The sequence below is a fragment of the Streptomyces sp. NBC_01426 genome, assembly GCF_036231985.1.
Taxonomy (GTDB): Bacteria; Actinomycetota; Actinomycetes; order Streptomycetales; family Streptomycetaceae; genus Streptomyces.
Window position 1 is genome coordinate 4,804,713 of record NZ_CP109500.1, and the last position, 26,140, is coordinate 4,830,852.

Here is a 26,140-nt window from a genome sequence, read left to right on the forward strand (position 1 = left end):
CCGAACGCCCGCGACCCCGTACGAAGCCTCGTACGGGGTCTTGTGCGTCCCCTGCCGCGGGGGAGGACGGGCTCCACCGTGCGGGCGGGCGGCCTCTGCCGTGCCCGCCGGCGGGCTCTCCCGCGCGTGCCGTCGTGCCGGGGCACGCGGGAGGGTGCGACCGGGCCCGATAGATTGACCGGGTGCTCTCACGCCTCACACGTCTGCCGCGTCCCGCCGCCCTGGCGCTCTGCGCCCTGCCCCTGGTCGGACTGTTGGCCGTGGCGGCCTTCGCGCCGCTGCCCTTCGTGATCGCCCAGCCCGGGCTCACGGCCGACGTGCTCGGCTCCCGTGACGGCAAGCCCGTCATCGCCGTCACGGGCGCGCCCACCCGGGACACCAAGGGGCAGCTGCGGATGACCACCATCCAGGCCACCGGTCCCTCCACGACGGTGCGCCTGCCCGAGCTGGTCGACCACTGGTTCGACACCTCGCGGGCGGTCATGCCCAAGGACGCGGTGTATCCCTCGGGCGGGAGCGACGAGGAGATCGAAGAGCACAATCTGGAGGAAATGACCAAGTCGCAGTCGACGGCCTCCGCGGCCGCGCTCGGCTATCTCCACAAGGACCCGAAGGACGTGAAGGTCACGCTCAACCTCGCCGACGTCGGCGGCCCGAGCGCGGGTCTCCTGTTCTCCCTCGGGATCGTCGACAAGCTCGACGGCGACGGGAGCGGCGGCGATCTCACCGGCGGCCGGAGCATCGCCGGCACCGGCACCATCAGCCCGAGCGGCGAGGTGGGCGCGGTGGGCGGGGTGGCCTTGAAGACGCAGGCCGCCAGGCGGGACGGGGCGAGCGTGTTCCTCGTGCCGAAGGCGGAGTGCTCCGACGCCCTGTCCGAACTCCCCGAGGGGCTTCGGCTGATCCCCGTCACCTCGCTGACGGATGCGGTGGGCTCCCTTCGGGCGTTGGACAAGGGGCAGCCGGTCCCGTCCTGCTGACGCCCTGCGCGGGTACGGTCCGGTCGGTCCTCCCGACCCGGTCCGGCCGGTCGTCCAGACCGCCCCAGGCCGGGAACAGGAACGGGGCGAGCGTGGCCAGCAGGTACACACCGCCGAAGGCCAGCAGGGCCGGGCCGGCGCCGAACCCGTCGACGAGCAGGCCCGCCGCGAGGCCGCCCAGCGGCATCGTCAGCTCGCAGCCCGCCGTGGTCACCCCGGACACCCGGCTGCGCAGCGCGTCCGGGACCTTCTCCATCATCACGGTGGTCAGGATCGGGTTCAGCACGCCCGCGCCCAGCCCCGACAGGGCCATCGTCACCGCGAGGGGCAGCGGGGTGTCGGTGAACGCGGCCACGACGTACCGGGGCGCCCCGCACAGCAGGAACGCCGCCGCGAAGACCGTCCGCGGCCGGTACCGCTCGCCCCACGCCCCGTAGAGCAGGGCGCCCAGCAGCGCGAAGCCGCCGAACACGGACACCATCAGGCCGAGGGCGGTGGCCCCGCCCAGCGCCTCGCGACCGTGCACGGGCAGCAGTACCGATGACCAGCCCTGGTCCAGGCCGTTGGTCACCATCACCATCAGGGTGATGCCGGTCAGCAGCCGTGAACGGGTCAGGAAGGCCCACCCCTCGGCCAGTTCGGCACGGTAGCCCGCGAACGACGACTTCTCGGAGGTGCGTTGCGGATCGGCGGCCGGGACCCCGCGCAGGAAGACGGCCACGAGCAGCGCCGACACGGCGAAGCTGGCCGCGTCCAGGAGCAGTACGGTCTCGGCCCCGAAGGCGGCGATGAGCACGCCGGCGACCGCGGCCCCGATCATCCGGGCGCCGCGCGAGACGGCGTCGTAGAGGCTCGCCACCCTGCCGACGGTGGTTCCGGCGTGCTCGGCGAGGTGGGGGATCAGGACGTAGCGCGCGGTCAGTCCGGGAGTGTGGACGAGGCCGCCGAGCGCCATCAGGGCGCACAGCATCCAGAACTCCAGCAGCCCCGCGTGGTGCAGCAGCGGGATCGCGCCGATCGACAGCGCGCAGATCAGGTCGGACGCCGCCGAGATGCGGCGGCGCCCGATCCGGTCGATGACCGGGCCGCCGACGAGCGCGGCGACGATGACGGGCAGGGTCGCGCAGAAGGCGACGATCCCGGCCCGGCCGGCGCTGCCCGTGCTCTGCAGGACGAACCACGGGACGCCGATGAGGGTGAGTGAACTTCCGGCCATGGAGATGGTGTTGGCGGCCAGTACGGCCACGAAGGGGCGACGGCTCACGAGGCGCCGCCGCGCACCACGCGGGAGTGGACGTGCGCGGGCTGCATGAGCCGGATGCCGGCGGCGACCAGGGCCTCCCCGAGCCGGTTGCGCAGTACGGGCAGGGCGGGCGCGGGGGCGACCGGGGCGGCGCTCCGGGCGAGGTGCCAGGCGGCGGCCTCGGCCGCCAGTTCGGCGGTACGGCCGGCGTGGAGCGCGGTGTGCAGGTCGGTGTGGGCGAAGGCGTGCACGGCAGGACTCCTTCTGCGGGTTCTCAACGGCGAGGAGGCGGCGGCTACTCGGTGTGGCGCGGGAAGGCGTGCGTGTGGAAACGGACCGTCTCCGCGCCCTCCGACGGCGGCAGATCGCGGTAGCCGTTGATCAGGTCGTGCAGCTTGTGGATGAGTTCGAGGGACTGGTCGGCCGTCAGCCGCAGCGTGAAGTCGCTGAGGTCCGAGCCCCGGCGCCAGTCCTGGGACCAGTTCTGCGCCTCGTTCATCCAGCCGGCGAGTTCCTGCGCGTGCATCTTCGCGATCTCGGCCAGGAAGACGTCCGCGGCGACCCGCGTCTCCGGGTCGGCGGTGTGGATCAGCGACTCGTCGAAGCCCGTGCCGTCGTGGGAGGCCCGCCACCAGCGCTCGCGGCCCTTGCCGTGCTCGGGCGCGTCCTCGACGAACCCGTACGCGGCCAGTTGGCGCAGGTGGTAGCTGGTGGCGCCGCTGGACTCGCCCAGGCGTTCCGCGAGTCGGGAGGCCGTGGCGGGACCGTGCAGGCGCAGGGCGCCCAACAGGCGGATGCGCAGCGGGTGGGCCAGGCCGCGCAGCGAGTGCGCGTCGAGCATGCGGACCTGCGGCTCGACGGGCTCGACCGGTTGCGGGTTCTGGGCGTTCGTCTCGGGCATGGCTCCACGATAGAGATGCAAAGATTCCTATGCAAGGGTTTCTTTGCAACGTTCTCTTTGGAACTCTCCCGGGGGTTGTCGTTCCGCCGCCGTCGGCTCAGCCCTCCTTGATGAACCCCTCCTTCACCAGCCAGTCCTTGGCCACCGCGTGCGGGTCCTGGCCCTCCACGTCCACCTTGGCGTTCAGCTCCCGCGCCACCTCGGTCGTCAGCCGCTGCGTCACCGGCGCCAGCAGCTTCGCGATCACCGGGTGCTCGGCGAACGTCTTGGCGTTGATCGCGGGCGCCGCGTTGTAGTTGGGGAAGAAGCGCTTGTCGTCCTCCATGATGTCCAGGTCCATGGCCTTGATCCGGCCGTCGGTGGTGAACGCCTCGCCCAGCAGGCAGGAATCGGACTTGGAGACCTGGGTGTAGATGATCCCGGCGTCCATCTTCTGAATGTTGCCGGTGGGGATCCTCATCCCGTACGCCTTCTCCATGCCGGGGAGTCCGTCCTCGCGCGAGGCGAACTCGTTCTCCACGCACAGGGTCACCGCCGACGGGTCCTTGCGGGCCAGCGCCGCCACGTCCGACATCGTCCGCAGCTTGTACTTCGCGTTGTTCTTCTTGCTGATGGCCAGGGTGTAGGTGTTGTTGAGCGTGGCCGGCGGCAGCCACACCACCCCGTTGCGCAGGTCCGCCCTGCGCACCGCGTCCCACTGGCCCCGCGGGTCGTCGATGGGCTCGGTGTTGCCCAGGTACGTGATCCAGGCGGTGCCCGTGTACTCGTACATGGCGTCCGCGTCGCCCTTGCGGACGGCCTCGCGCGCGCTGATCGAACCGGGCAGGTTGGTGCGGTCCAGCACCTCCGCGCCGGCCGCCTTGAAGACGAGGCCGAGGATCTGACCGAGGATGATGTTCTCGCTGAAGTTCTTCGAGGTCACCGTGAGGGACGCGCCCGCCAAGGGCTCGCCCCGACCGACCGATCCGGGCTGTACGTCGTCCACCATCGGGGACCCGCTCTTGAGCCCGCAGCCGGCCAGCGCCAGCAGGGCGGCTCCCGCGACCGCCGCGGTCCGTACGCGGAAGGTACGCATCTACGCCTCCAGGCCGTGCGGCGTCAGGACCGTCTCCGCGAGGGAGGCCAGCCAGTCCACGAACAGGGCCAGGACCACCGTCAGCACCGATCCCACGATCAGCACCGGCATCCGCTGCGTCTGGATCCCGGAGGTGATCAGGTCGCCCAGGCCCCCGCCGCCGCCGAAGGTCGCCAGCGTCGCGGTGCCGACATTGAGCACGAGGGCGGTCCGCACGCCGGCCAGGATCAGGGGGACGGCCAACGGCAACTCCACCTTGCGCAGGGTGCCCGTCGACGACATGCCGATCCCGTGCGCGGCCTCCACCAGCAGGGGATCGATGGCCCGGAGCCCGGCCACGGTGTTCGACAGCACCGGCAGGACGGCGTACGCGACCATCCCGATGATCGCGGTCGACGGCCCGATGCCCAGCCAGATCACCAGCAGCGCCAGCAGACCGATGGCCGGGGTGGCCTGGCCGATGTTGGCGAGGCCGGTCACGAACGGCGAGGCGCGGCGCAGTCCGCGGCGGGTGAGGGCGATGCCGAGGGGGATCGCGATGATCAGCACCCAGAAGGTGGAGATGGCCGTGAGCTGGATGTGCTGCCACAACCGGAGCCGGACGTTGCCGCCGCCGAGCGAGTTCCGCTCGATGACGTCGAGCGGGATGTTGGTGATCCACAGGTACAGGGCCAGCACCACCAGGGCCAGGACCACGGGCGGCACCACCAGCCGGCGCCAGCCGATCCGGCGGATCGGGCCGGGCGGCGGGGGCGTGGGGGGCCGGTCGAGGTCGTCCGCGAGTTCGTCGCGGAACGGGAGGCCCTTGACCTCGTGCTCGCCGGGGGGACGTTCGCCCGGGGGCCGCTGCGGGGAGGCGGTGGTCATGAGGTGCCCGCACCGCCCTCCAGCTCCTGCTCCGTCCGGTGGTGGCGCAGTTCCTCCAGGTCGTGCGCGTGCTCGGCGGCGGTGAGCCGGTCGGCCTCCAGCATCTCGTGCACCGAGTTCATGAGGGTCTCCATGTCCACGACCCCGATGTACTCGCCGCGCCGCCCGGTGACCGCGACCCGCCCGCCGCTGTCGGTGAGGACCGCCTCCAGGGCGTCGTGCAGGGTCGCGTCCCGGGTCACGGTGTCGTGCACCAACTGCCCGGCCCGGGCCAGCGATCCCTTGGCGCGCATCAGGTCGCCGCGCCGCAGCCACTTGTACGGGCGGCCGCCCCGGTCGAGCATCAGCAGTTCGTTGTGCCGGCCGCCGCGCAGCGTACTGAAGATCAACTGGAGTGGGTCGTCGACCGACACCGTGGGGAAGTCGGCGATCCCCACGTCCCGCACGCGGGTGAGGTTGAGCCGTTTGAGGGCCGCGCCCGCGCCGACGAAACCGGAGACGAAGTCGTCGGTGGGGTTGGTGAGGATGGCTTCCGGGGTGTCGAACTGGGCGATGTGCGACCGCTCGCGCAGGACCGCGATCCGGTCCCCGAGCTTGATGGCCTCGTCGAAGTCGTGGGTGACGAACACGATCGTCTTGTGCAGCTCGTGCTGGAGCCGGATCAGTTCGTCCTGGAGGTGGTCCCGGGTGATCGGGTCGACCGCGCCGAAGGGCTCGTCCATCAGCAGCACCGGCGGATCCGCGGCCAGCGCCCGCGCCACGCCCACGCGCTGTTGCTGGCCGCCGGAGAGCTGGCGGGGGTAGCGGCCGTGGAACTCGCGGGGGTCCAGGCCCACCAGGTCGAGCATCTCCTCGACCCGGTCCTTGACCTTCGACGTGGACCAGCCGGTCATCTTCGGCACCAGGGCGATGTTCTCCGCGACCGTCATGTGCGGGAAGAGGCCGGAGGACTGGATCGCGTACCCGATCTTGCGGCGCAGCTTGACCGGGTCCATGTCGGTGACGTCCTCGTCGCCGATCCGGATCCGGCCGGAGGAGGGCTCGATCAACCGGTTGATCATCTTGAGGGTGGTGGACTTCCCGCAGCCGGAGGGGCCGACGAAGACGACCGTCTCGCCCGCCTTGATGTCCATCGACACGTCGTCCACGGCCGGAGCGGGGCTGCCCGGGTAGTGCTTGGTGAGGTTCTCCAGCCGGATGGTCGCGCCGGAGGTCGCTGCCTTCGGGCTCGGGGTCGGCTCGGACGTCGGCTCAGACACGGATGCCCCTCGGGATGGTGAGACGGCCGAGCAGGACGTAGGCGGCGTCGAAGAGGAGGGCCAGGATGACGATGCCGATCGTCCCGGCCAGGACCTGGTTGAGGGCGTTGGCGCTGCCGAGCGAGGCGATCCCGCGGAAGATCTCGTTGCCGAGGCCGGGGCCGGAGGCGTACGCGGCGATCGCGGCGATGCCCATCAGCATCTGGGTGGACACCCGGATGCCGGTCAGGATCGGGGGCCAGGCCAGCGGCAGCTCCACCCTCAGCAGCCGGGCGGACCGGGACATCCCGATGCCCGTGGCCGCGTCGACCAGGGTCGGGTCGACCCCGCGCAGGCCCACGATCGAGTTCCGGACGATGGGCAGCAGCCCGTACAGGGTCAGGGAGATCACCGCGGGTGCCACGCCGAGGCCCACGATCGGGATCAGCAGACCGATCATGGCCAGCGAGGGGACCGTCAGGATCGTGGCGGTGGAGGTGATGGCGAGACTGGCGCCCCAGCCGCTGCGGTAGGTGAGCACGCCGATGGCGATGCCGAGGGCCGTCGCGATCACCATGCACTGGAAGACGAGGCTGACCTGCTGGAAGGCGTCGACGAGGAGTTGCTGCCGTCGGCTGGACAGGTAACTCCAGAAGCTCACGTCGCCTCACCTCGCCCGTCTGTCCGGGGATCAGTCGTCGTCGGCCGCCTGCTCGACCAGCGGGATGATCCGCAAGGGCACGGGGTTCTCCATGACGATCGCCGTGGAGGCCCGCACGATCCCATCGAACGCGACGACCCGGTCGATCACCCGTTGAAGGTCCGCGTTGGAGCGGGCCACGAGCCGGCACAGCATGTCCCCGTGACCGGTGGTGGTGTGCAGCTCCAGCACCTCCGGCACACCGGTCAAGTGGGCCCGTACATCGGCTCCTTGGCCCTGCTTGATCTCCAGCGTGGCGAACGCGGTGACCGGGTATCCGAGGGCCGTCGGATCGACCTGCGGACCGAACCCGCGGATGACTCCATTCGACTGAAGCCGGTCGAGCCGCGCCTGCGCCGTGCCGCGCGCGACCCCCAGCCGGCGCGAGGCCTCCAGGACCCCGATCCGGGGTTCGCGGGCGAGCAGGACGATCAGGCGCCCGTCGAGTTCGTCGATCCCCATGGTTGCCTCCAGGTCGGCCGGCGGGTGGTCATACTGCACAGATCTTTCAGTCATCCTCCGGCTGGATCGGGCAATCTGTACAGAGGAAATCGAAACTATTGCGCAGCTTGTGGATCGGCGGGACTCTGCGCTCATGACTGAGTCTCTGGCGAACCTCGAAACCGAAACCACCCCGCACACCGCGCGTGAGGCCGACCCCTTCCCGGTGAAGGGCATGGACGCGATCGTCTTCGCCGTGGGCAACGCCAAGCAGGCCGCGCACTACTACTCCACCGCGTTCGGCATGAAGCTCGTGGCGTACTCCGGGCCGGAGAACGGCACCCGCGAGACCGCCTCCTACGTGCTCACCAACGGCGGCGCGCGCTTCGTGCTGACCTCGGTCATCAAGGCGAGCACCGACCACGGCCGCTTCCTCGCCGAGCACGTCGCCGACCACGGCGACGGCGTCATCGACCTCGCGATCGAGGTCCCGGACGCCCGCGCCGCCTACGCCTACGCCGTCGAGCACGGCGCCCGCGGCCTGGACGAGCCGTACGAGGTCAAGGACGAGCACGGCACCGTCGTCCTCGCCGCGATCGCCACGTACGGCCAGACCCGCCACACGCTGGTGGAGCGCAAGGACTACAGCGGCCCCTACCTGCCGGGCTACGTGGCCGCCCAGCCGCTCGTCGCCCCGCCGGCCAAGCGGACCTTCCAGGCCGTCGACCACTGCGTCGGCAACGTCGAGCTGGGCCGCATGAACGAGTGGGTGGCGTTCTACAACAAGGTCATGGGCTTCACGAACATGAAGGAGTTCGTGGGCGACGACATCGCGACCGAGTACTCGGCGCTGATGTCGAAGGTGGTCGCGGACGGCACCCTCAAGGTGAAGTTCCCGATCAACGAGCCCGCGATCGCGAAGAAGAAGTCGCAGATCGACGAGTACCTGGAGTTCTACGGCGGCGCGGGCGTCCAGCACATCGCGCTCGCCTCGAACGACATCGTGGCGACCGTCCGCACCATGCGCGCCGCGGGCGTCGCGTTCCTCGACACCCCGGACTCGTACTACGACACCCTCGGCGACTGGGCCGGCGAGACCCGGGTGCCCGTCGAGACCCTGCGCGAGCTGAAGATCCTGGTCGACCGCGACGAGGACGGCTACCTGCTCCAGATCTTCACCAAGCCGGTCCAGGACAAGCCGACCGTCTTCTTCGAGATCATCGAGCGGCACGGCTCGATGGGCTTCGGCAAGGGCAACTTCAAGGCCCTCTTCGAGGCGATCGAGCGCGAGCAGGAGAAGCGCGGCAACCTCTAGAACGCGGACAGAACCAGAACGCCGACAGAACGCGAACCGCCGGCCCGCGAGGGCGGGCCGGCGGTCCTCCGGGTTCGACCGGTGCGCCGGCGGGGCCTTCAAGGCCCCGCCGGCGTTCGTCAGTCCTGCTCCGACCTCGGTTCCTGCTCCGGATCCGCGGCGGCCGAGTCGGGGCGGGCGGCCTCCGGTGTCCGTTCCGGTTCCGCCTGCTCGGCCTTCGCCCGCGAGGCCCCGGGGACGGGCTTCGCCTCCGGCTTCGCTTCGGGCTTCGGCTTCGCCGGCTGCGACTTCGGCTTCGCGGGCGCGGGCTTCGGTTTGTTCGGCTTCGGGAGCTCCGGCTCCACCCACGGGGTGCGCGGCTGGAGGTTCTCCGGGCCGCCCTGCGCCGGCTGACCCACCGCCTCCAGCGCCTCCTTCGCCAGCGGCGAGCGCACCGGCGAGAACCGCGGATTGGTCCGCATCGCCTCCTGGAGGTGCCGCCGCGCGGCCGCCTCGTCGCCCAGACCCCGCTCGATCACGGCCCGGTGGTAGGCGAACTCCGCGCTCCGCAGGCCCGGTTCCGTCGCCTTCTTCGCGTACTCCAGGGCCGCGGTGTCATCGCCCGCCTTGTGCAGGGCCCACCCCAGCGCGTCGGCCACCTGCATGCTCTTGTTCGACGACCACTCCTGCGACAGCCGCCGCACCGCCGCCGACGGGTCGCCGTGGTCGGCCTCGTACAGGCCCAGCACCACCGACTCGTCGACCCCGTGCGTCCCGCCCCGCTTCGTCATCGTGCCCAGCGCGTCGTACAGCACCCGCGCCTCGTCCGCCCGCCCCAGCGACTCCAGCAGCTCGCCCAGCTCCAACGCCAGCTGCGGCAGCGGCGTGCGGCCCAGCGCCAGCCGGTAGTCCCGCACCGCCTCACCGCCCCGCCCCAGCGCCGCCAGCGTCCGCGCCCGACCGCCGAGCGCCTCCGCCCGCGCCGGGTCCGTCCGCAGCGCCGCCTCGTACTGGCCCAGCGCCTCCGCCGCGTCGCCCCGCTCCCACAGCAGCTCCCCGAGCCGGAACAGCACGTACGCCTTCTCCGCCGGGGTCTTCGCCGTGCCCCCCGCGTGCTCCAACGCCACCACCGCGTCCTCGCGCCAGCCGCGGTCCCGGTACACCTGCGAGGCCCGCAGGTTCGAGGCCAGCCCCGAGTGGAGCTCCTCCAACCGCTCCAGCGCCTTCTGCGCGGCCTTGTAGTCGCCCAGGCCCGTGTACGCGTCCACGAGCACCGGGTACGCCGACCACCGCCGCGGCGCCTGGGCCCGCACCAGCTCGCCCCACTTCTTGCCGGTCCCGAAGTCCCGGCGCGCGTTGGCGAGCGAGCCCATGCCCGTCATGGCGTCGAAGTTGCCCTGCTCGGCGGGCCGCAGCTCCAGCGACCGCTTGAGGGCCTTCTCCGACCTCGGGTACCAGGCCGTGTCGGCCGTGCGCCGACCCTGCTCCAGGTACGCGGACCCCAGGACGGCCCAGGAGGCCACGTCGTCCGGGTGCCTGGTGACCTGCTTCTCCCGGTCCGCGACCAGCGCCGTCAGGTCCACCGCCGCCGCCGGGGTGCCCAGGCCGACCGCGGACGCGGCCCGCTCGCTGGGCCCCGGGGGGCGGGCGTCGTCACCGGTTCGGGCCGGTCGGATCAGCAGGGCCCCGGCGATCAGGACCACGGCGACCGCGGCCGCCACGAGCGTCTTGCGGCCGGTGAAGGTCACGGGCGGCGCGGGCTGCTGCGCTTCCTCGTCGATACGGTCCATGTGCTCACTGTGCGTCAATATGAAGAGTTCGCCGAGGTGTCCGAAGAGGGTCGCGGCCGTGTTCACACCGATGGCCCCGGGTGCCACGCTGACCCCATGGACGAAGACCTCTCCACCCGACTCCGTACCCGTCTCCTCGAAGGCCTTCCCGCGGAGGCGCTCCTCACCGACCCCGCGGTGACCGCCTCCTACAGCACGGACATGGCGAGCTTCTGCGCCGCCGGCACCCCGGCCGCCGTCGTCCTGCCCCGGACCGTGGAACAGGTGCAGCACGTCCTGCGCACCGCCACCGCCCTGCGCGTCCCCGTGGTCCCCCAGGGCGCCCGCACGGGCCTGTCCGGGGCCGCCAACGCCTCCGACGGCTGCATCGTGCTGTCCCTGGTCAAGATGGACCGGATTCTGGAGATCTCCACGGTCGACCGGATCGCCGTGGTCGAGCCGGGCGTCGTCAACGCCGTCCTGTCCCGCGCCGTCGCCGAACACGGCCTGTACTACCCGCCCGACCCCTCCAGCTGGGAACAGTGCACCATCGGGGGCAACATCGGCACCGCCTCCGGCGGCCTGTGCTGCGTCAAGTACGGGGTCACCGCCGAGTACGTGCTGGGCCTCGACGTGGTGCTGGCCGACGGGCGGCTGCTGCGCACGGGCCGGCGCACCGCCAAGGGCGTCGCCGGCTACGACCTCACCCGGCTCTTCGTCGGCTCCGAGGGCAGCCTCGGCGTCGTGGTCCGGGCCGTTCTCGCGCTGCGCCCCGCGCCGCCCCGGCAGCTCGCGCTCGCCGCCGAGTTCCCCTCGGCCGCCGCGGCGTGCGCGGCCGTCTGCGCCGTCATGGAGGCCGGGCTGACGCCCTCGCTGCTGGAACTCATGGACCGCACGACCGTCCACGCCGTCAACGCCCTCGGCAAGATGGGCCTGCCCGAGACCACCGAGGCACTGCTGCTCGCCGCCTTCGACACCCCGCACGCCCCCGAGGACCTCGCCGCGGTGGGGGAGCTGTGCACCGCCGCCGGGGCCACGGCCGTCGTGCCCGCCGAGGACGAGGCCGAGTCGGAACTGCTCCTCCAGGCCCGCCGCATGTCGTTGACCGCCCTGGAGACCCTGCGCCCCGCCACGATGATCGACGACGTGTGCGTGCCCCGTTCCCGGCTCGCCGAGATGCTGGACGGCACGGCCGGGATCGCCAGGTCGCACGGGCTGCTGATCGGGGTCTGCGCGCACGCGGGCGACGGCAACACCCACCCGGTGGTCTGCTTCGACCCCGCCGACGAGGACGAGGCCCGACGGGCCCGCGCGTCCTTCGACGCGATCATGGCGCTCGGTCTGGAACTGGGCGGGACGATCACCGGCGAGCACGGGGTCGGCGTCCTGAAGAAGGAGTGGCTCGCCCGGGAACTCGGGCCGGTGGGCCTGGAGGTCCAGCGCGGGGTCAAGCAGGCCTTCGACCCGCTGGGCCTGCTCAACCCCGGCAAGCTCTTCTGACCCGTCCGCCGATCCGTCGGGCGTCCCGGGCACCGATCCGTCGGGCGTCCCGTCCGGCGCTCCGCCCGGGCGGCACGGTCCGCGGGGGACGGCCCGGGCGTCACAGGTCCCCGTCCGCCGACTCGTCCGAGGGCCACGGGTCGCGCAGCCACAGGTCGTCGGCCGGCGTGGGGGTGAGCAGCTCGGCCAGCGCCGCGTCCAGGCCGAGCCGCTCCGCCTCGCAGCCGGGCGGCACCTCGCGCAGGGTCCGCTCCAGCCAGGCGGAGACCGCGCCCGCCGGCGCCTCCAGCAGCGCGTCCCCGTCGGGGGAGCTCAACGCCATGCACAACACGGCCTTGTTGTCGATTTTCGTGGGCCAGATCCGGACGTCTCCGTGCCCGCACGGACGGAACACCCCCTCGACGAGGAGCTCCCGCGCGAAGGTCCAGTTGACCGGGGTGTGCGAACCGGTGTGGAAGACGACGTGCACGGCGAACGGGTCGTCCGTCAGGTAGAGAAGCCTGGCGGGGACGGGGATGCTGCGCTCCGGCGACAGGACCAGCTTCAGTTCCAACTCGCGCTCGATGACGGGGTGGTGCATGGCGGCCTCACTTCGGTGCGGTTCGACGCTTTCGGCGTGCGGGGCCGGGAGGGTCCCCACACCCGCAGAGAGCCGCCGGGGGCCCGGCTATGACGCGACTTCCGGGATCGCGCCGCAGATTGGCCGAAACCTGTCGACTGACCGAAAACGTTCGGGTGGAGTGACGTTCGCTCGAAGGCTTGGATTCTCCCGTTACCGGACCTGTCGGGCCGGGGTTCTTGGCTATGGTCCTGCCCTGCACAAGCCTCAAGCCACGATCGGAGTTGGGGACATTGACGGCCTCCCCTGGTGACGGCGAGCACGCGGCCCGAGAGGGCTACTACCCCGATCCGTCCATCCCCGGGTTCGTCCGGTACTGGAACGGCTCCTCCTGGGTGCCCGGTACGAGCCGTCCCGCCCCCGCGGACGAGACGGGCCCCGTGTTCCTGGACCGGACCTCCGTGACCGAGGCGCTGCCCGAGCCCCGCCCGCACCCCCGCCCCCGGGCGCGCCCCGAACCGGCGTCCGAACCGGCGCCGGAACCCGCGTCCGGGCCGGCCGCCGAGGCGGCCGGGTGGCAGGCCGATCCCGCGCACCAGGCCGGCTTCGGCGGCCCGCGCGACGTCCGGGTCTCCTGGGGCAACCGCGAGGACGCCACGCCCGAGCACGGGCCCGGGGCGCCCTCGACCCGGCCGCCGGCCGTCGCGGCCGCCGAGCGGTTCCCCGCCCAGGCGTCGGCGGAAGGGGTGGGCATCCTGTCGGCCCGCTCGCCGGCGGCCCGGGTCGCGCCGTCCCCTCCGCCCACCCCGGCGCCCGCGCCGGAGCGGGAGCCCGCACCCGAGCCGGTGCCCGCTCCGGCGCCCGCGCCCGCTCCGGCCGCCGTCCGGCCGACCGTCCCCGAGACGGCCTGGCCCGCCGCGCCCGGGGGCGGCGGCCCCGGCTCGGGGCTCACCTCGTCCTGGCCCGAGGCCACCCCGGCCGACGCGGCCCCCCGTCCGCCCGAGGCGGGAGTGGTGGCGGCCCGGCGGTCCCCGGCGACCCCGAGGCTCCCCGCGGCCCCCGAAGCCCCCGTCAGAGCCGCCGGCGAGGCCACCCGGACCGCACCTCCGGCCGCCCGGGACACGGCGGGCCCGGCGGCAGCCGCGACCCCGGCCCCGGCGCCCGCCCCGACCCCCGCACCCGAACCCGCCCCGGCCCCGGCGGCCACCGAGCCCCCGGCCGCGCCCCGGCGCACGGACCGGGCCGTCTTCGAGCGGATGGCACAACGGGCCGTACGCCCCGCCGGGTTGGGGCGCCGGCTGCTGGCCCGCGCCCTGGACTCGCTGGTGTACGCGGGCGTCGCGGCGGGCGCCGCCGTGCCCTTCGTGCCGGCCGTCACGGCCCACGTCGAGGCCAAGGTGCAGGCCGCGAGGGAGACCGGCCGCGCCACCACCGTCTGGCTGCTCGACGGCACCGTGGGCGGGTACCTGGCCCTCGTCCTGGCCGCCGTCCTGCTCTTCGGGGTCTTCTACGAGGCCCTGCCCACCGCCCGCTGGGGTCGCACCCCGGGCAAGAAGCTGTGCGGGGTCCGCGTCCTGGCCGTCGCCACCCTCCGCCCGCCCACCGTCGGCGCGGCCCTGCGCCGCTGGCTGGTGTGCGCGCTCCTCGGACTCCCGGGCGGCCTGCGCAGCCTGGGCGACCGCCCCCGCCGCCAGGCCTGGCACGACAAGGCGGCGAAGACGTACGTGGCCCGCTAGGCCCTGTCGGCAAAGTCGCGCCTGGCTGCGGCGCCCGGCGCCACTCCGACGACAGGACCACGACCCCGTCGGCCGTCTCTGCGGATCCCGCCGGGCGTCCCCGCCGGGCCGGTACCCCGAACGGACGCCGTCCCGTTGCGGGGCCGTCGCGCCCGGGTTCGACTCGGGCCATGAGCACCGACCAGCCGCCGCCTGGCCCGCCGCCCGAGGACGACCCGTTCCTCAAGAAGCCGCAGGAACCGACGCCTCCGTCGGGCGGGTCACCGTACGGATCGCCGCCGCCCGCCGGTGGCGGGTACCCGCCACCCTCCGGCCCGGGCGGCCCCGGCGCCGGCGGGGGCCCGCCCCCGCAGCCCCCGTACGGCGGCGGCCCCGGCGGTGGTGGCTACCCGCCCCCGCCGCAGCCCCCGTACGGCGGCGGTCCCGGAGGCGGCGACCCGTACGGCATGCCGGACCCGCTCGCCGGGATGCCTCCGCTGGCCGACTTCGGCAAGCGGCTCGGCGCCCGCGTCATCGACCTGCTCATCGTCACGGTCCCGCTGTTCCTGATCCAACTGCCCTTCGGGAACCGCCGCTACATGGTCGACACGGACAAGGGCGAGGACGTCACCGAGGTCATCACCAAGTCCTACGGCGGCAGCGGTCTGATCTGGACGCTGATCTCGATCATCGCGTACGTCGGCTACGACTGGTGGTTCACCAAGAAGAACGGCCAGACCATCGGCAAGAAGTCGCTGGGTCTGCGCGTCGCGATGCTCAACGACGGCTCCGTGCCCACCTCCAACGCCTCCCTGGCCCGCGCCGCGGTGCTCTGGATCCCGACGCTGGTGTGCTGCTTCTGCCTCTGGCCGATCGCGCTGATCATCTCGATGCTCGTCGACAAGCCGTACAAGCAGGCCCTGCACGACAAGGTGGCCAAGACCGTGGTCGTCCGGTCGGGCTGAGGCGCGCGGGAGCGCCGGGTCCCGCCCACGAACACCGCCGCGCGGGCGGCCGTCCCTCCGGGGAACGGCCGCCCGCGCGGCCATGCCCGGGCGCCGTGACACGGTGAACCTTTCCGGTCACAGCACTAGTGGTGCACGGGGTGTTCGGCAGCGGCCGCCCGGGGCTCAGGCACCCGGGCGGCCGCAGTCTCGTCCGCGGTGACCGCGGCGGCGTCCGCGGGCCGGCCGGCGGCGTGCCGGCCGCGGCGGCGGGGGATCGGCACGGTGAGGGCCACGAGCAGACCGAGGCCGAGGGCGGCCGCGGAGATGACCGCGACGCCGATGCCCGTGCTCGTCTGCGAGAGCAGCAGCATGGCGATCGTCGACACGACGACGGTGGCGGAACCGTAGGCGAGCTGTGCGGCAGTCGGACGCGGCATGGCGATTTCCGTCCTCAAGGGGGGGAGGGGGAGTCGGCTCAACTCGGTCGCGCGTCAAGAGACTCTACGAGGGTGGATGCCCGAGGGGAACTGTCGGTAAGCGTCGCCTCACGCGGAGGGGGTCCCGTACCGGTGCACGGGGGGCGCACGGGGTCATTCTCCGTTCATCCCCAAGGACGTTCCGGGGGTGCGAAGCGCGCCCTTCGCCCCCCTATGGCAGGGGAACGTCCGAATAGCGGAACTCCCTGACCGCATAGTGCAGTTGTAAGGAACAAGTCAAGGTCTGTCTTTTCTTGAGACTCTCCGGTCAAATGTCGTCACTTGAGACGCGCGCCGCGCGGAACCCCCCGCTCCTATGGAGACGTTCCGACCTACGTTGCGGCCGCGGGAGGGGAACGACATCAAGTGACCAGCAACTCCGCCAGAAGGCTCGCCCTGCGCACCGTCGCCATCGCCGTGACGATGGGGGCCACCGCGGCCACCGGCGCCTTCTTCACCGCCGCCCAGGCGGACGACCGTTGGGGCTCCCCCGCGGTCGACCGCCAGGACCCGTCCGCTCCCGCCAAGGAGCAGGTCAAGCACGACCTCGAAGGACCGTTCAGCAAGCAGCAGGCGCAGGCGCGCGAGGCAGCCCTCGACCAGGTGCTGTCCGGCAAGAAGAACGTCGAGCAGCGCGGCGCCTCCAAGGTCGTCAAGCTGGACGACAAGAAGTACGTCGAGCTCGGCCGCGAGAAGACCGACAAGATCTTCACGATCCTCGTCGAGTTCGGCGACCAGGTCGACAGCACGACCATGTTCGACCCGGACGGCCCGGGCGGCCCCAAGCCGCCCGCGCCCAAGTACGGCGGCACCCCCGGTCCGCTGCACAACCAGATCGCCCAGCCCGACCGCAAGCTGGACAACAGCACGGCCTGGCAGAAGGACTACAGCCAGAAGCACTTCCAGGACCTGTACTTCGGTACCGGTGCCGGCAAGAACTCGCTGAAGACCTACTACGAGAAGACCTCCTCGGGCCGTTACTCGGTCGACGGTCAGGTCGCCGACTGGGTCAAGATCCCGTACAACGAGGCCCGTTACGGCTCGAACTACTGCGGTCAGACCAACTGCGCCAACGTCTGGGACACCGTCAAGGACGGCGTGACCGCCTGGGCCGAGGCGCAGAAGAAGGCCGGCAAGACCGACGCGCAGATCAAGGCCCAGCTGGCGCAGTACGACCAGTGGGACCGCAACGACTTCGACGGCGACGGCAACTTCAACGAGCCCGACGGCTACATCGACCACTTCCAGATCGTCCACGCGGGCGAGGACGAGTCGGCCGGCGGCGGCGTGCAGGGCACCAACGCCCTGTGGGCGCACCGCTGGTACGCCTACGGCACGGACGCCGGCAAGACCGGTCCGGCGAACAACAAGGCCGGCGGTACCCAGATCGGCAGCACCGGCATCTGGGTCGGCGACTACACGATGCAGCCCGAGAACGGCGGCCTCGGCGTCTTCGCGCACGAGTACGGCCACGACCTGGGCCTCCCGGACCTCTACGACACCTCCGGTGGCGGCGAGAACGGCGTCGGCTTCTGGTCCCTGATGTCGGCGGGCTCCTGGCTCGGCGCGGGCAAGGAGTCCATAGGCGACCTCCCGGGCGACATGACGGCCTGGGACAAGCTCCAGCTGGGCTGGCTGAACTACGGCGAGGCGAAGGCCGCGACGAAGTCCACCCACAAGCTGGGCGTCTCCGCGTACAACACCAAGGACAAGCAGGCGCTGGTCGTCGAGCTGCCGAAGAAGAAGGTCAAGACCGAGATCGTCGCTCCCGCCGAGGGTTCCTCGCAGTGGTGGAGCAACATGGGTGACGACCTCAAGAACACCCTGACCCGCTCGGTCGACCTGACCGGCAAGTCCTCCGCGGCCCTCTCCCTCAAGGGCTGGTGGGACATCGAGGCGGAGTACGACTTCCTGTACACCGAGGTGTCCACGGACGGCGGCGCCAACTGGACCGCCCTCGCCGGCACCGCCAACGGCACGGCCATCCCGGTCGACGCCGGCGGCAACCCCTCGCTGACCGGTGCCTCGGGCGCCTGGCAGAACCTGAACTACCCGCTGGACGCCTACGCGGGCAAGAAGGTCGACGTCCGCTTCCGCTACCAGACGGACGGCGGCGCGGGCGGCAAGGGCTTCACCGCCGACGCCGTCAACATCACCGCGGACGGCGCCACGCTGTTCACCGACGGCGCCGAGAACGGCGACAACGGCTGGACCGGCAAGGGCTTCTCGCGGGTCGGCGCCGACTTCACCAAGGAGTACGCGCAGTACTACCTGGCGGAGAACCGTCGCTACGTGTCCTCGGACGCCACGCTGAAGGTCGGTCCGTACAACTTCGGTTCGGCCGCCCGTCCCAAGTGGGTCGAGCACTACCCGTACCAGGACGGCCTGCTCATCTGGCAGTGGGACACCTCGCAGAAGGACAACAACACCAGCCAGCACCCGGGGCAGGGCCTGATCCTTCCGATCGACGCCAACGCCAAGCCCATGAAGTGGACCGACGGCACGCTGCTGCGGAACAAGATCCAGCCGTACGACGCGACGTTCAGCGCCTACTCGACGGACGCGTTCACGCTGCACAAGGCGGACCAGGAGCTCTTCATCAAGCCGAAGGCCGCCAACATGGTCTTCGACGACCACAAGGGCAAGTACTACTACGACGAGAACCCGACCGGCTCGGTGAAGGTCACTGACACCAACACCAAGATCAAGATCGCGAAGGAGACCTACGACGGTCTCCAGATGACGATCGAGGTCGGCCCCGCCGTCAAGTAATTCGGTTAAGCCGCAGGTCAAAGCATGATCGGCCGTCGCCCCCTAGCGGGCGGCGGCCGATCGCGTTTAGATGCGGGGGCTGAGTTTCTTGTTGACGGGGGAGCTGAAGATCATGCCCGGTGGAGGTTTCGTCAGATTGCCAGGCGGCAGCGTGGTGGTCGCGCTCACGCTGCCGAGGCCGTCCGGTGAGGGCGGAAATGTCCGCGTGCTGGTGCACGCCGCGAACCGGGCCCGCGCCCTGACCAGGCTGCGGAACCTCGGGATGCGGGCCGTCTACCTGCGGGGCAACGACCAGGCCCCGACCCCGGACGAGGTGACCGCCGTCCTGCACCACCCCGACGGCCTGCTGTGGCGCTGCGCCCCCGACCGGGCGCAGGAACTCTGGCACCCGATACGAGCCCTCCTGGGCGGGTAGGCCGCCGCCCCGGCAAGATCCGGAAGGGACGGCCCGGTCCGGACCGCGAGGCGTGCCGGGGCGCCCGGGCAGGCCGCGCGCACGGGCCTCAGGCCGTCTCGCGCGGGTCCTGCCGGAGCCGGGCCGCCTGGCCGCCCACCAGGGTCACACCGGCCGTGTGGAGCTCCTCCAGGGCCCGCGCGGCGGTGTGCGCGGACACGGCGGCCGTCAGGTCCAGCAGCACGCTGGTGGCGAAGCCGGCCCGCACCGCGTCGAGGGCGGTGGCCCGGACGCAGTGGTCGGTGGCGATGCCGACGACGTCGACCTCGGTGACGTGCCGCTCCCGCAGCCACTCGGCGAGGCCCGCGCCGTTCTCGTCCTGACCCTCGAACCCGCTGTACGCGGCCTCGTACGCCCCCTTGTCGAAGACGGCGGCGACGGCGCCCGACGCCACGGCGGGGGCGAAGTTCGGGTGGAACCCGACGCCCTCGGTGCCGGCGACGCAGTGCACGGGCCAGGAGGTCTCGTAATCCGGCTCGGCCGGCGGGCGGGCGAAGTGCGACCCCGGGTCGACGTGGTGGTCGCGGGTGGCGACGACGTGCCGGTAGCCGGGCGTGGCCTGCCCGATCAGCTCGGTGATCGCGGCGGCGACATCGGCCCCGCCCGTGACCGCGAGGCTGCCGCCCTCGCAGAAGTCGTTCTGTACGTCGACGACGATCAGTGCGCGGTGCATGTCGCGTGTCCTTAGGTCGATGTGATGTGCCGGTGCGCGTGGCTCTTCCCCCGCCCCACGCCTTCCCGAACCTGGGCCGTGAACGCGGCCGGGGCGCGGTCGGCGGGGCGGGGAGCGCCCCCGCGGGGCCGGCCCACCCCTCCCGTCGGGCCGCCTACGCGTACTCGGTCGGGATCACGGCCTCGCCCTTCGACAGCTGCGTCGCGGACAGCGGCAGCCGGCCCAGCACCGCCCGGTGCCGGTCCCGCACGGCCTCCAGCGGTTCGCGAGCCACCACCTCGCCGCCCTTGACCAGCTGGACGAGCAGCTGCCGGTCGGCCAGCGCCGCCGGCACCGGGCCGGTGCCCAGGACCTCGGCCTCGGCCACGCCGTCGGCGTCCGTGCGGCGGGCCGCCCACTTGCGGCCCCCGACCGACGTCTTGCCGCCCGATGACTTCTTCGCCACGGGCGCCAGCGGCGCCTTCGGATCCGCGGACGTCGCCCGCGCCACCAGCTTGTAGACCATCGAGCACGTCGGGTGCCCGCTGCCGGTCACCAGCTGCGTGCCGACGCCGTAGGCGTCCACCGGGGCGGCCGCCAGCGAGGCGATCGCGTACTCGTCCAGGTCCGAGGTGACCACGATCTTCGTCGAGGTGGCCTCCAGCTCGTCGAGCTGCTGCCGCACCCGGTGGGCGACCAGCAGCAGGTCGCCGGAGTCGATGCGCACCGCGCCGAGCCCGGTGCCGGCGACCTCCACGGCCGTCCGCACCGCCTCCGCGACGTCGTACGTGTCCACCAGCAGCGTCGTCCCGCTGCCCAGCGAGGCCACCTGCGCGGTGAAGGCGTCCCGCTCGTTGTCATGCACCAGCGTGAAGGCGTGGGCGCTCGTGCCGACCGTGGGAATGCCGTACCGGAAGCCGGCCGCCAGGTCCGAGGTCGAGGTGAAGCCGCCGACGTAGGCGGCGCGCGAGGCCGCCACCGCCGCGAGTTCGTGCGTGCGCCGCGCGCCCATCTCGATGAGCGGCCGGTCGCCCGCCGCCGAGGACATCCGGGAGGCGGCGGCGGCGATCGCCGAGTCGTGGTTGAGGATCGAGAGGATCACGGTCTCCAGCAGCACGCACTCGGCGAAGCTGCCCTCCACCCGCAGGACCGGCGAACCGGGGAAGTAGACCTCGCCCTCCGGGTAGCCCCAGATGTCGCCGGAGAAGCGGTACGAGGCGAGCCAGTCCAGCGTGCGCATGTCGACGACGGCCCGCTCGCGCAGGAACTCCAGCACGGCGGCGTCGAAGCGGAAGTTCTCCACCGCGTCCAGTACCCGTCCGGTGCCCGCGACGACTCCGTAGCGACGCCCCTCGGGCAGCCGTCGGGTGAAGACCTCGAAGACCGAACGCCGGTCGGCGGCGCCGTTGGCCAGGGCGGCCTGCAACATCGTGAGCTCGTAATGGTCCGTGAAGAGCGCTGTCGACGGCACGTCCACCGGCAGGCCCAGGTCCGCAGGGTTCATGTCACGGATGCTAGCGCACATCTCGTCAAAGTGACGAGATGTGGGGGCCCGTTTGTGCGACGGGCCGGTCGCAGTGGCAGCATGGGACAAGTGAGTGTTGCTCCCGTAGAGATCGAACGCACCGAATCGGCTGAAGAGACCTTCGCGGTCCCGGAACCCGACGTCCCCTGGGTGACCCTGGTGCACAACGACCCGGTCAACCTCATGAGCTACGTGACGTACGTGTTCCAGGCGTACTTCGGCTATCCCAAGGACAAGGCGACCAAGCTGATGCTCGACGTCCACCGCAAGGGACGGGCCGTCGTCTCCAGCGGCACCCGCGAGGAGATGGAACGCGACGTGCAGGCCATGCACGGCTACGGCCTGTGGGCGACGCTCACCCAGGACCGCAACTGATGAGCGGCGCGTTCGAACCCCTGAAGGACGGCCTGGGCGCCGCCGTCGCGCTGGAGGAGATCGAGATCTCCATCCTGCGCTCCCTGGCCGTGCAACTGCTGGAGCTGATCGGCCCGGGCGAACCCGAGCCGGCCGCCGACGCCGACCCGCTGGCCGTGCTCTTCGCCTCCGACGGCCCCACCGAGCCGCCGTCCGACCCGGCGCTGGCCCGGCTCTTCCCCGACGCGTACGGAGGCCCGGGCGCGGCGGAGCGGGGCGTGGACCCCGCCGAGCTGACCGCGCGGTCCGCGGAGTTCCGCCGCTTCACCGAGAACGACCTGCGCACCCGCAAGCGGGAGGACGCGCTGGCCGTCGTGCGCAGCCTGGACCGGCTCACCCCGGCCGGCGACGGCGCCGCGGTGCTGGAGTTGACCGGGGACCTGCGGCTGCGCTGGCTGGGCGCCCTCAACGACCTGAGGCTGACCATCGCGGCCCGCCTGGACATCACCGAGGACGACGAGAGCGCCGTGCTGTTCCGGTTGCCGGACGACGATCCGCGCAAGCCGATGGTGATGGCGTACCTCTGGCTGGGCGGCCTCCAGGAGACGCTCATCGAGACCCTCTGACAGCACGGAGCCGTTCGCTCAGCGGACGCTCAAATCCGGATAACGATCAGATCACCGCGATGCGGTGATCTGATCGCTTTAAGGGACCTGTGTCCCGATTTTTTTATGCCCCACGTCACATTTCTGCCGCTCAGGCACCCGTAAGCCCGTGATAAATCTTCACGACTGCCGACGGGGCGCCACCCATGTCCCCCGGCTCGCTTGAACCGGCTGATCGCCGGCGTGCAACTCCATCCGTATCCGGGGGGATCGAGGACCCGATCCGCAGCCTTTCGAAGGCGCGGGTCGGCGTGGAGAAAGGCGCACCAGACATGACCTCTGTGCAGGTCGAGCACGACAAGACGCCCGGCGAGGGCACCGGGGCCGAGGGCGGCGAGGGTTACCACCGCGCACTCGGCGCCCGCCAGATCCAGATGATCGCGATCGGCGGGGCCATCGGCACCGGCCTCTTCCTGGGAGCGGGCAAGGCCATCTCCAAGGCCGGCCCCAGCCTGATCCTGGCCTACGCCATCGCGGGCCTGGTCATCTTCTTCATCATGCGCGCCCTCGGCGAGCTGCTCATGTACCGCCCCGTGTCCGGGTCGTTCTCGGACTACGCCCGCGAGTTCCTCGGCCCCTTCTGGGGGTACGTGACCGGCTGGACGTACTGGCTGTTCTGGGTGGTCACCGGCATCACCGAGGTCACCGCGGCCGCGCAGTACATGTCGTACTGGACCCATGACAGCTTCCCGCAATGGGCGTACGCGCTGATCTTCACGGTCATCCTCTACGGCGCCAACCTGATCTCCGTGAAGCTCTTCGGTGAGCTGGAGTTCTGGTTCTCCATGGTCAAGGTCACCGCCATCGTCGGCATGATCCTGATCTGCGCCGGCATCCTCACCATCGGCTTCTCCGACGCCGCCGACACGGCGACCGTCACGAATCTGTGGAACGACGGCGGCTTCTTCCCCAAGGGCATCGGCGGCACGCTGATGACCCTGCAGATCGTCATGTTCGCCTTCCTCGCGGTCGAGCTGGTCGGCGTCACCGCCGGCGAGTCCAAGAACCCCGAGAAGACCCTGCCCAAGGCCATCAACACCGTGCCGTGGCGCATCGCCGTCTTCTACGTCGGCGCGCTGATCATGATCCTGTCGGTCGTCCCGTGGCACGAGTTCCAGCCCGGTGTCAGCCCCTTCGTGGCCGCCTTCGAGAAGATGGGCCTCGGCGTCGGCGCCGCCATCGTCAACTTCGTCGTGCTGACCGCCGCCCTGTCGTCCTGCAACTCGGGCATGTACTCCACCGGCCGCATGCTGCGCGACCTCGCGCTCAACGGCCAGGGCCCGAAGTTCTTCACGAAGCTCACCAAGAGCGGCACCCCGCTCATCGGCACCACCTTCTCCGCCGCCCTGATGCTGGTCGGCGTCTGGATCAACTACGTCGCCCCGGGCAAGGCCTTCGACTACGTCGTCTCCTTCGCCACCATCTCGGGCATGTGGGCCTGGATCATGATCCTGGTCTGCCAGATCCGCTACCGCGCCAAGGCGGACCGCGGCCTGCTCCCGCAGTCCCCGTTCCGGGCGCCCGGAGCCCCGTACACGAGCTGGTTCGCGCTGCTCTTCATCGGCATGGTCATCGTGATGATGGGCGCCGACAAGGACGCGCGGGTCTCGCTGTACTGCGCCCCGCTGTGGGGCCTGATCCTGGGTGTCTCGTACCTGGTCATGAAGTCCCGCAACCCGTCGGGCGCCGCCTTCGACAAGAGCGCCGGGTCCACCCCGGCCGACGAGGTCTCGAAGGGCGCCTAGCCCCGCGGGTCCCGGCCGCCTGTCACGGCCGGGAACCGCGCCGGCCCCGGCGATCCGGGGCCTCGTGTCCGCCATTCGGGCCCGCTCGTACCACGCCTCGGTACGAGCGGGCCCGTCTGCTTATCCTGTCGCTCATGCTGACCCTCACCCAGACGCTGTACGACCGGATCGTGGAGCACGCCCGCAAGGACCACCCCGACGAGGCGTGCGGGATCGTGGCCGGCCCGGCGGGCACCGGCCGCCCGGAGCGGTTCATCCCGATGCTGAACGCGGCCCGGTCGCCCACGTTCTACGAGTTCGACTCCAAGGACCTGCTCAAGCTCTACCGCGAACTGGACGACCGCGACGAGGAACCCGCGATCGTCTACCACTCGCACACCGCGACCGAGGCCTACCCCTCGCGCACCGACGTCACCTACGCCAACGAGCCCGGAGCGCACTACGTGCTGGTCTCGACGGCCGACCAGGACGGGCTCGGAGAGTTCCAGTTCCGCTCGTACCGGATCGTCGACGGGGTGATCTCGGAGGAGGAAGTACGGGTCGTCGAGGCCTACTGACCAGTATGTGAGCGGTATCGGTCCACGATGCGGGATCACACTCCAAACGGGGGACCGGGAATCGTTAACATGACCGCATGGTTTCCCACGACGTGAGCATCGAGACGCCCGGCAGGCTGCTGCTCGTGGCGCGGCTGCACGTCGACCTGTGCCGCCTCGCAAGCGCCATCTGTCCTGCTGCCTGAGCACCACAGCCCTGCCGCGCTGGGCCCCCACGCGCGTTCCCCCTCTTCACGCTTAGACGACACTGGAGCCTGCCATGGCCATCGAGGTCCGCATCCCCACCATCCTCCGCACCTACACCGACGGCGAGAAGGCCGTCACCGGTGAGGGCAGCACCCTGGCCGACCTGTTCTCGGACCTGGAGACCCGCCACAAGGGCATCCAGGAGCGCATCGTCGACGAGTCCAAGGGCGGCGAGCTGCGCCGCTTCGTGAACGTCTACCTCAACGACGAGGACGTCCGCTTCCTCGCGGGCATCTCCACCGAGCTCAAGGACGGCGACAGCGTCACCATCCTCCCGGCCGTGGCCGGCGGCGCCAAGTAATGCGTTACGACTCCCCGCTCGCGGCCGTGGGCAACACGCCGCTGGTCCGGCTGCCCCGGCTCTCGCCCTCCGCCGACGTGCGGATCTGGGCGAAGCTGGAGGACCGGAACCCGACCGGCTCGATCAAGGACCGCCCCGCGCTCCACATGGTCGAGCAGGCCGAGAAGGACGGTCGGCTGTTCCCGGGCTGCACCATCCTGGAGCCCACCTCCGGCAACACGGGCATCTCGCTCGCCATGGCGGCGAAGCTCAAGGGCTACCGGATCGTGTGCGTCATGCCCGAGAACACCTCGCAGGAGCGCCGCGACCTCCTTCGGATGTGGGGAGCCGAGATCATCCCGTCCCCGGCGGCGGGCGGTTCGAACACCGCCGTGCGGGTGGCGAAGGAACTGGCGGCCGAGCACCCCGACTGGGTGATGCTCTACCAGTACGGGAACCCGGACAACGCGGGCGCCCACTACGCCACGACCGGCCCGGAGATCCTCGCCGACCTCCCGTCGATCACCCACTTCGTCGCGGGCCTGGGCACCACCGGCACCCTGATGGGCGTCGGCCGCTACCTGCGCGAGCACGTGCCCGGCGTCAGGATCGTCGCCGCGGAACCCCGCTACGACGACCTGGTCTACGGGCTGCGCAACCTCGACGAGGGCTTCGTCCCCGAGCTGTACGACGCCTCGGTGCTGACCACCCGCTTCTCGGTCGGCTCGGCCGACGCGGTCACCCGTACCCGGGAACTCCTGCGCGAGGAGGGCATCTTCGCGGGCGTCTCCACGGGCGCCGCCCTGCACGCGGCGATCGGCGTGGGCCGCAAGGCGGTCGCGGCCGGCGAGAGCGCCGACATCGTCTTCGTGGTCGCGGACGGCGGCTGGAAGTACCTGTCCACCGGCGTCTACACGGCCGAGACGACGGAGGAGGCCATCGAGGTCCTCCAGGGTCAGCTCTGGGCCTGAGCCCCACCGCGGCTCCGGCCCGAGCCCGACCGCACCGCCCGTGCCCGGCCCGGCCCCGCCCCGCGGGGACGGGCTCGGCCCGGCGGGGTCGGCGGGATCTGCTCGGCGGGGCCGGCCGGCCGAGCCGGCCCGGAGCGGCTCCGCCAGGACCCGTACACTCTCCGCCCCCGGATCGGGGGCGTCGTCGACGCGCCGCACCCGCACCGTCGACCCG

At 71.6% G+C, this 26,140-nt stretch carries 27 protein-coding genes; 14 read left to right on the forward strand and 13 right to left on the reverse strand.

Going from position 1 to position 26,140, the window contains the following annotated elements; all coding sequences use genetic code 11:
• Positions 1 to 182: 182 nt before the first annotated feature.
• On the forward strand, positions 183 to 980 hold the full coding sequence (locus OG906_RS21280; protein WP_329444940.1) for a S16 family serine protease: 798 nt from the start codon (positions 183 to 185) through the stop codon (positions 978 to 980).
• On the opposite strand, the gene OG906_RS21285 is transcribed toward OG906_RS21280, so the two are convergent.
• The 8 genes from OG906_RS21285 to OG906_RS21320 form a co-directional block, all read right to left on the reverse strand.
• On the reverse strand, positions 910 to 2,244 hold the full coding sequence (locus OG906_RS21285) for an MFS transporter (protein ID WP_329444942.1): 1,335 nt from the start codon (positions 2,242 to 2,244) through the stop codon (positions 910 to 912). The genes OG906_RS21280 and OG906_RS21285 overlap by 71 nt on opposite strands.
• Positions 2,241 to 2,474: a hypothetical protein gene (locus OG906_RS21290; protein WP_329444944.1), complete on the reverse strand. Its 234-nt coding sequence runs from the start codon at positions 2,472 to 2,474 to the stop codon at positions 2,241 to 2,243. The genes OG906_RS21285 and OG906_RS21290 overlap by 4 nt, the downstream gene beginning before the upstream one ends.
• Before the next feature lie 44 nt (positions 2,475 to 2,518).
• Positions 2,519 to 3,124 carry an ArsR/SmtB family transcription factor gene (locus tag OG906_RS21295; RefSeq protein ID WP_329444946.1) on the reverse strand — a complete coding sequence of 202 codons (606 nt, stop codon included), beginning with the start codon at positions 3,122 to 3,124 and terminating at the stop codon, positions 2,519 to 2,521.
• A gap of 97 nt (positions 3,125 to 3,221) precedes the next feature.
• Positions 3,222 to 4,199: a glycine betaine ABC transporter substrate-binding protein gene (locus OG906_RS21300; RefSeq protein ID WP_329444947.1), complete on the reverse strand. Its 978-nt coding sequence runs from the start codon at positions 4,197 to 4,199 to the stop codon at positions 3,222 to 3,224.
• Complete coding sequence (locus OG906_RS21305; protein ID WP_267803296.1) at positions 4,200 to 5,066, reverse strand: ABC transporter permease; 867 nt, start codon at positions 5,064 to 5,066, stop codon at positions 4,200 to 4,202.
• Positions 5,063 to 6,325, reverse strand: a complete 1,263-nt coding sequence (locus OG906_RS21310; protein ID WP_329444950.1) for a betaine/proline/choline family ABC transporter ATP-binding protein — start codon at positions 6,323 to 6,325, stop codon at positions 5,063 to 5,065. Before OG906_RS21310 ends, OG906_RS21305 begins: the two co-directional genes overlap by 4 nt.
• Complete coding sequence (locus OG906_RS21315) at positions 6,318 to 6,965, reverse strand: ABC transporter permease (RefSeq protein WP_267803294.1); 648 nt, start codon at positions 6,963 to 6,965, stop codon at positions 6,318 to 6,320. Before OG906_RS21315 ends, OG906_RS21310 begins: the two co-directional genes overlap by 8 nt.
• Before the next feature lie 30 nt (positions 6,966 to 6,995).
• Positions 6,996 to 7,466 carry an Lrp/AsnC family transcriptional regulator gene (locus OG906_RS21320; protein WP_267803306.1) on the reverse strand — a complete coding sequence of 157 codons (471 nt, stop codon included), beginning with the start codon at positions 7,464 to 7,466 and terminating at the stop codon, positions 6,996 to 6,998.
• Positions 7,467 to 7,599: 133 nt separating this feature from the next.
• On the opposite strand from OG906_RS21320, the gene hppD reads away from it, so the two are divergent.
• Positions 7,600 to 8,760 (forward strand): 4-hydroxyphenylpyruvate dioxygenase, encoded by a 1,161-nt coding sequence (gene hppD / locus OG906_RS21325; protein ID WP_267803293.1) that lies wholly within the window; start codon positions 7,600 to 7,602, stop codon positions 8,758 to 8,760.
• 119 nt (positions 8,761 to 8,879) lie between these two features.
• On the opposite strand, the gene OG906_RS21330 is transcribed toward hppD, so the two are convergent.
• Complete coding sequence (locus tag OG906_RS21330; protein WP_329444953.1) at positions 8,880 to 10,529, reverse strand: tetratricopeptide repeat protein; 1,650 nt, start codon at positions 10,527 to 10,529, stop codon at positions 8,880 to 8,882.
• 96 nt (positions 10,530 to 10,625) lie between these two features.
• Here OG906_RS21330 and OG906_RS21335 point away from each other — a divergent pair, with 96 nt between their 5' ends.
• Positions 10,626 to 12,008 carry an FAD-binding oxidoreductase gene (locus OG906_RS21335; protein ID WP_267802832.1) on the forward strand — a complete coding sequence of 461 codons (1,383 nt, stop codon included), beginning with the start codon at positions 10,626 to 10,628 and terminating at the stop codon, positions 12,006 to 12,008.
• A 100-nt stretch (positions 12,009 to 12,108) separates the two neighbouring features.
• On the opposite strand, the gene OG906_RS21340 is transcribed toward OG906_RS21335, so the two are convergent.
• Positions 12,109 to 12,588, reverse strand: a complete 480-nt coding sequence (locus OG906_RS21340) for an SsgA family sporulation/cell division regulator (RefSeq protein ID WP_267802831.1) — start codon at positions 12,586 to 12,588, stop codon at positions 12,109 to 12,111.
• A gap of 272 nt (positions 12,589 to 12,860) precedes the next feature.
• On the opposite strand from OG906_RS21340, the gene OG906_RS21345 reads away from it, so the two are divergent.
• Positions 12,861 to 14,303 carry an RDD family protein gene (locus OG906_RS21345; protein ID WP_329444956.1) on the forward strand — a complete coding sequence of 481 codons (1,443 nt, stop codon included), beginning with the start codon at positions 12,861 to 12,863 and terminating at the stop codon, positions 14,301 to 14,303.
• A gap of 170 nt (positions 14,304 to 14,473) precedes the next feature.
• Positions 14,474 to 15,247 carry an RDD family protein gene (locus tag OG906_RS21350; RefSeq protein ID WP_329444958.1) on the forward strand — a complete coding sequence of 258 codons (774 nt, stop codon included), beginning with the start codon at positions 14,474 to 14,476 and terminating at the stop codon, positions 15,245 to 15,247.
• A gap of 125 nt (positions 15,248 to 15,372) precedes the next feature.
• Here OG906_RS21350 and OG906_RS21355 read toward each other — a convergent pair whose 3' ends face one another.
• Entirely contained in the window at positions 15,373 to 15,666 is a 294-nt protein-coding gene (locus tag OG906_RS21355) for a hypothetical protein (RefSeq protein WP_266947607.1), read from the reverse strand.
• A gap of 462 nt (positions 15,667 to 16,128) precedes the next feature.
• Between OG906_RS21355 and OG906_RS21360 the strand changes: the two genes are divergently transcribed.
• Entirely contained in the window at positions 16,129 to 18,477 is a 2,349-nt protein-coding gene (locus OG906_RS21360) for an immune inhibitor A domain-containing protein (RefSeq protein ID WP_267802836.1), read from the forward strand.
• A 112-nt stretch (positions 18,478 to 18,589) separates the two neighbouring features.
• Positions 18,590 to 18,892, forward strand: a complete 303-nt coding sequence (locus OG906_RS21365) for a hypothetical protein (RefSeq protein WP_053683118.1) — start codon at positions 18,590 to 18,592, stop codon at positions 18,890 to 18,892.
• Positions 18,893 to 18,980: 88 nt separating this feature from the next.
• Here OG906_RS21365 and OG906_RS21370 read toward each other — a convergent pair whose 3' ends face one another.
• Together OG906_RS21370 and OG906_RS21375 are read right to left on the reverse strand one after the other, a co-directional pair.
• Positions 18,981 to 19,604, reverse strand: a complete 624-nt coding sequence (locus OG906_RS21370) for a nicotinamidase (protein ID WP_329444962.1) — start codon at positions 19,602 to 19,604, stop codon at positions 18,981 to 18,983.
• A gap of 154 nt (positions 19,605 to 19,758) precedes the next feature.
• The gene (locus tag OG906_RS21375; RefSeq protein ID WP_329444964.1) at positions 19,759 to 21,087 is read right to left on the reverse strand and encodes a nicotinate phosphoribosyltransferase; all 1,329 of its coding nucleotides are present in this window, start codon (positions 21,085 to 21,087) and stop codon (positions 19,759 to 19,761) included.
• 81 nt (positions 21,088 to 21,168) lie between these two features.
• Between OG906_RS21375 and clpS the strand changes: the two genes are divergently transcribed.
• From clpS to OG906_RS21410, 7 genes are all read left to right on the forward strand, one after another.
• The gene (gene clpS / locus OG906_RS21380; RefSeq protein ID WP_267802824.1) at positions 21,169 to 21,483 is read left to right on the forward strand and encodes an ATP-dependent Clp protease adapter ClpS; all 315 of its coding nucleotides are present in this window, start codon (positions 21,169 to 21,171) and stop codon (positions 21,481 to 21,483) included.
• Complete coding sequence (locus tag OG906_RS21385) at positions 21,483 to 22,088, forward strand: DUF2017 domain-containing protein (protein WP_329444965.1); 606 nt, start codon at positions 21,483 to 21,485, stop codon at positions 22,086 to 22,088. The genes clpS and OG906_RS21385 overlap by 1 nt, the downstream gene beginning before the upstream one ends.
• Positions 22,089 to 22,399: 311 nt before the next feature.
• A complete protein-coding gene (locus OG906_RS21390) occupies positions 22,400 to 23,872 on the forward strand; it encodes an amino acid permease (RefSeq protein ID WP_329444967.1) in 1,473 nt (490 codons plus the stop codon).
• Positions 23,873 to 24,006: 134 nt separating this feature from the next.
• The gene (locus tag OG906_RS21395; protein WP_329444969.1) at positions 24,007 to 24,429 is read left to right on the forward strand and encodes a M67 family metallopeptidase; all 423 of its coding nucleotides are present in this window, start codon (positions 24,007 to 24,009) and stop codon (positions 24,427 to 24,429) included.
• Between the two features lie 77 nt (positions 24,430 to 24,506).
• Positions 24,507 to 24,614 (forward strand): putative leader peptide, encoded by a 108-nt coding sequence (locus OG906_RS21400; RefSeq protein ID WP_311736929.1) that lies wholly within the window; start codon positions 24,507 to 24,509, stop codon positions 24,612 to 24,614.
• 74 nt (positions 24,615 to 24,688) lie between these two features.
• Positions 24,689 to 24,976, forward strand: a complete 288-nt coding sequence (locus OG906_RS21405; RefSeq protein WP_329444970.1) for a MoaD/ThiS family protein — start codon at positions 24,689 to 24,691, stop codon at positions 24,974 to 24,976.
• Complete coding sequence (locus tag OG906_RS21410; protein WP_053683079.1) at positions 24,976 to 25,926, forward strand: PLP-dependent cysteine synthase family protein; 951 nt, start codon at positions 24,976 to 24,978, stop codon at positions 25,924 to 25,926. The genes OG906_RS21405 and OG906_RS21410 overlap by 1 nt, the downstream gene beginning before the upstream one ends.
• Positions 25,927 to 26,140 lie beyond the last annotated feature (214 nt).

What these genes read in the sequence shown, in the direction of transcription:
- OG906_RS21340 (WP_267802831.1), bottom strand. Translation starts at nt 12,588, where the DNA reads ATGCACCACCCCGTCATCGAGCGCGAGTTGGAACTGAAGCTGGTCCTG.
- OG906_RS21355 (WP_266947607.1), bottom strand. Translation starts at nt 15,666, where the DNA reads ATGCCGCGTCCGACTGCCGCACAGCTCGCCTACGGTTCCGCCACCGTC.
- OG906_RS21330 (WP_329444953.1), bottom strand. Translation starts at nt 10,529, where the DNA reads ATGGACCGTATCGACGAGGAAGCGCAGCAGCCCGCGCCGCCCGTGACC.
- OG906_RS21350 (WP_329444958.1), top strand. Translation starts at nt 14,474, where the DNA reads ATGAGCACCGACCAGCCGCCGCCTGGCCCGCCGCCCGAGGACGACCCG.
- OG906_RS21335 (WP_267802832.1), top strand. Translation starts at nt 10,626, where the DNA reads ATGGACGAAGACCTCTCCACCCGACTCCGTACCCGTCTCCTCGAAGGC.
- OG906_RS21385 (WP_329444965.1), top strand. Translation starts at nt 21,483, where the DNA reads ATGAGCGGCGCGTTCGAACCCCTGAAGGACGGCCTGGGCGCCGCCGTC.
- OG906_RS21395 (WP_329444969.1), top strand. Translation starts at nt 24,007, where the DNA reads ATGCTGACCCTCACCCAGACGCTGTACGACCGGATCGTGGAGCACGCC.
- OG906_RS21390 (WP_329444967.1), top strand. Translation starts at nt 22,400, where the DNA reads ATGACCTCTGTGCAGGTCGAGCACGACAAGACGCCCGGCGAGGGCACC.
- OG906_RS21300 (WP_329444947.1), bottom strand. Translation starts at nt 4,199, where the DNA reads ATGCGTACCTTCCGCGTACGGACCGCGGCGGTCGCGGGAGCCGCCCTG.
- clpS (WP_267802824.1), top strand. Translation starts at nt 21,169, where the DNA reads ATGGGACAAGTGAGTGTTGCTCCCGTAGAGATCGAACGCACCGAATCG.
- OG906_RS21295 (WP_329444946.1), bottom strand. Translation starts at nt 3,124, where the DNA reads ATGCCCGAGACGAACGCCCAGAACCCGCAACCGGTCGAGCCCGTCGAG.
- OG906_RS21400 (WP_311736929.1), top strand. Translation starts at nt 24,507, where the DNA reads ATGGTTTCCCACGACGTGAGCATCGAGACGCCCGGCAGGCTGCTGCTC.
- OG906_RS21360 (WP_267802836.1), top strand. Translation starts at nt 16,129, where the DNA reads ATGGGGGCCACCGCGGCCACCGGCGCCTTCTTCACCGCCGCCCAGGCG.
- hppD (WP_267803293.1), top strand. Translation starts at nt 7,600, where the DNA reads ATGACTGAGTCTCTGGCGAACCTCGAAACCGAAACCACCCCGCACACC.
- OG906_RS21305 (WP_267803296.1), bottom strand. Translation starts at nt 5,066, where the DNA reads ATGACCACCGCCTCCCCGCAGCGGCCCCCGGGCGAACGTCCCCCCGGC.
- OG906_RS21375 (WP_329444964.1), bottom strand. Translation starts at nt 21,087, where the DNA reads ATGAACCCTGCGGACCTGGGCCTGCCGGTGGACGTGCCGTCGACAGCG.
- OG906_RS21320 (WP_267803306.1), bottom strand. Translation starts at nt 7,466, where the DNA reads ATGGGGATCGACGAACTCGACGGGCGCCTGATCGTCCTGCTCGCCCGC.
- OG906_RS21370 (WP_329444962.1), bottom strand. Translation starts at nt 19,604, where the DNA reads ATGCACCGCGCACTGATCGTCGTCGACGTACAGAACGACTTCTGCGAG.
- OG906_RS21410 (WP_053683079.1), top strand. Translation starts at nt 24,976, where the DNA reads ATGCGTTACGACTCCCCGCTCGCGGCCGTGGGCAACACGCCGCTGGTC.
- OG906_RS21365 (WP_053683118.1), top strand. Translation starts at nt 18,590, where the DNA reads ATGCCCGGTGGAGGTTTCGTCAGATTGCCAGGCGGCAGCGTGGTGGTC.
- OG906_RS21405 (WP_329444970.1), top strand. Translation starts at nt 24,689, where the DNA reads ATGGCCATCGAGGTCCGCATCCCCACCATCCTCCGCACCTACACCGAC.